3 protein-coding genes are annotated in these 3,179 nt (G+C 72.7%); all 3 read right to left on the bottom strand.

Annotation, left to right across the window (positions count from 1 at the left end; translation table 11 throughout):
- Window positions 1-72: 72 nt before the first annotated feature.
- Window positions 73-1,041: a D-alanine--D-alanine ligase gene (locus PKE44_RS17110; protein WP_324553682.1), complete on the bottom strand. Its 969-nt coding sequence runs from the start codon at window positions 1,039-1,041 to the stop codon at window positions 73-75.
- A gap of 94 nt (window positions 1,042-1,135) precedes the next feature.
- Window positions 1,136-2,569, bottom strand: a complete 1,434-nt coding sequence (murC, locus tag PKE44_RS17105) for a UDP-N-acetylmuramate--L-alanine ligase (protein WP_324553680.1) — start codon at window positions 2,567-2,569, stop codon at window positions 1,136-1,138.
- A partial coding sequence (locus PKE44_RS17100; RefSeq protein WP_324553678.1) for a glycosyltransferase occupies window positions 2,566-3,179 on the bottom strand: 614 nt, incomplete at its 5' end. The genes PKE44_RS17100 and murC, both read right to left, overlap by 4 nt.

Below are 3,179 nucleotides of genomic sequence, written 5' to 3'. Positions count from 1 at the left end.
CACGCATGAGTGCGCTGCCGCGCAGCACGCGCGCGGTCGCCCCGCGCCGGCGCCGGCGTCGCAGCAGCGCACTCATGCGTGCGCCTGCGCCGGGAGCGAGGTTTCGAGGATGCGCCAGCACAGCGACTCGACATCGATGCCGGCCGCGCGCGCGGCCATCGGCACCAGACTGTGGTCGGTCATGCCGGGCACGGTGTTGACTTCGAGCAGCCACGGCCGGTCCTCGGCATCGAGCACCAGATCGACGCGGCCCCAGCCGCTCGCCCCGACCGCCGCGTAGGCACGCCGGCAGAGTTCGCGCAGCGACTGTTCCAGCGCCTCCGGCAGGCCGGCCGGGCAGTGATAGACGGTGTCGTCGCGGTTGTACTTGGCTTCGTAGTCGTAGAACTCGACCGCGGCCTGCATGCGGATCAGCGGCAGCGCCGCATCGCCGAGCACGGCGCCGGTCAGCTCGCGACCGACGATCCACGGCTCGATCAGCACCGGCGAGCGGCAGGCCGCCGCCAGCCGGAAGGCTTCGGCGAGCTGTCCGGCGTGCTCGACGCGGCTGACGCCGATGCTGGAGCCCTCGCGCGTCGGCTTGACCGCGAGCGGCAGGCCGAGCGTCTCGATGACGCCTTCGAGCTCGCGCTCGCAGGTCACGAGCCGGTGCGCGAGCACCGGCAGGCCCTCGGCGAGCCAGATCTGCTTGGTGCGCAGCTTGTCCATGCCGATCGCCGAGGCCTGCACGCCGCTGCCGGTGTAGGGGATGCCGAGCAGCTCCAGCGCGCCCTGGATCACGCCGTCCTCGCCGCCGCGGCCGTGCAGCACGATGAAGGCGCGGTCATAGGCACCGGCGCGCAGCACGTCGGTCACGTCGCGGCCGGCATCGATGCCGTGTGCATCGACGCCGCGCCGGCGCAGCGCGCCGAGCACGGTGGCGCCGCTGCGCAGCGATACCTCGCGTTCGGCCGACCAGCCGCCATAGAGCACGGCCACCTTGCCGAAGGCGGCGGGATCGGTGCAGTGCGGGCTCGGGTCGGACATCGGCTTCGTCGTCATCTTCGGTTCCGGGTGCAGTGTGGTGCACCGTCGTCATTCGGGCGCTGCGTCGCAGCAAAAAAACCGGGGATTCTCGCAAAAAGGCCGGGCCGGGTCACGCTTCGGCCGGCGGCCAGCCCTCGCGACCGAGCCGGGTTGCCACCGCGCCGATGTCGCCGGCGCCCATCAGCAGCACCAGATCGCCGTCGCGCAGCACCGCCGGCAGCGCCGCCGGCAGATCGGCAGCACGCTCGACGAAGATCGGATCGACGCGCCCGCGCGCCCGGATCGCCCGCGCCAGCGCCCGGCCGTCGGCACCGGGAATCGGCTTCTCGCCGGCGGCGTAGACATCGGTCAGCAGCAGCACCCCGACGCCGGAGAGCACCTGCGCGAAGTCATCGAACAGGTCGCGCGTGCGCGTGTAGCGGTGCGGCTGGAAGGCCAGCACCAGCCGCCGCTCCGGCCAGCCGCCGCGGATCGCATCGAGCACCGCCGCCAGCTCGCGCGGGTGATGGCCGTAGTCGTCCATCAGTTCGACCGAGCCGCCGCCGGCGAGCGGCAGGTGGCCGTGGCTGTGAAAACGCCGGCCGATGCCCTGGAAATTGGTCAGCGCCTCGCGGATCGCATCGACCGACACGCCAAGCTCGTGCGCGACTGCGATCGCGGCGAGCGCGTTCAGCACGCTGTGCCGCCCCGGCAGGTTCAGCGTCACCTTCAGCGCCACGGCACCGCCCGACAGGTGCGCGGTGAAGTGCGTCTGCATGCCGCGCTGCACGATGTCGGTGGCGCGCACGTCGCAGTCCTCGGTCATGCCGTAGGTCAGCACCGGCCGGGCGATGCGCGGCAGCAGCGCGCGCACCTCCGGATCATCGGCGCACAGCAGCGCCAGCCCGTAGAACGGCAGGTGATGCAGGAACTCGACGAAGGTGTCGCGCAGCCGGTTGAAGTCACCGCCGTAGGTCGACAGGTGATCGGCGTCGATGTTGGTGACCACCGAGATCATCGGCTGCAGGTACAGGAACGAGGCGTCGGACTCGTCCGCCTCGGCCACCAGATAGCGGCCGGCACCGAGCCGCGCGTTGGCCCCGGCGCTGTTCAGGCGCCCGCCGATCACGAAGGTCGGGTCCAGCCCGCCCTCGGCGAGCAGGCTCGCGATCAGGCTGGTGGTCGTGGTCTTGCCGTGCGTGCCGGCGACTGCGATGCCGTAACGGAAGCGCATCAGCTCGGCGAGCATCTCGGCGCGCGGCACGACCGGGATGCGTGCCTCGCGCGCCGCCACCAGCTCCGGATTGTCGGGCGCGACGGCGCTGGAGACGACGATGCAGTCGCGCCGCGCGACGTGTCCGGCGTCGTGACCGATGAAGATGTCGGCGCCGAGTTCGGCGAGGCGCTGCGTGGCCGGGCCGCGGGCCAGATCCGAGCCCGAGACCGCGTAGCCGAGGTTCAGCAGCACCTCGGCGATGCCGCTCATGCCGGCGCCGCCGATGCCGACGAAATGGATGCGACGGATGCGGCGCATCGCGTGCGGGCCGATCGGGTAACTGCTCATGTCCGGGGGTCCTGCGCGGAATTCGTGGGATTTGCCGGATCGGCCGGATTTGCCGGATCGGCCGGGTTCGTCGGAGCCGGTGCCGGATGCGCGAGCGCCAGCCCCAGCTCGGCAACCGTGCGCGCCGCGTCGGGCCGGGCCAGCGCGCGCGCGGCGAGCGCCATCGCCAGCAGCCGCTCGCGATCGGGCAGCAGCGCGGCGAGTTCGGCGGCGAGGGATTCGGGCGTCAGCGTCGCCTGCACGAGCACGCGCGCGGCCCCGGCGCGCTCCAGGAAGCGGCCGTTGGCGCTCTGGTGGTCGTCGACCGCGAACGGGAACGGCACCAGCAGGCTGGCGACGCCGGCGGCGGCGAGTTCGGCGACGGTCAGCGCACCGGCGCGGCAGACAACCAGATCGGCCGCGGCGTAGGCCGCGGCCATGTCGTCGATGAAGGGCTCCAGGCGCGCCTCGACGCCGGCCTCCCGATAGGCTGCAGCCGCTTCATCCAGCATGCGGCCGCCGGCCTGATGCACGACCTCGGGCCGGTTCGCTGCCGGCAGCAGCGCCAGCGCCTGCGGCACGAGCCGGTTCAGCGCCAGCGCGCCCTGGCTGCCGCCGAGCACCAGCAGGC

It is taken from the genome of Plasticicumulans sp. (assembly GCF_035331805.1).
Taxonomy (GTDB): domain Bacteria; phylum Pseudomonadota; class Gammaproteobacteria; order Competibacterales; family Competibacteraceae; genus Plasticicumulans.
The sequence above is the reverse complement of the archived record's forward strand: the minus strand, read 5'-3'. Positions and strand labels throughout refer to the sequence as shown.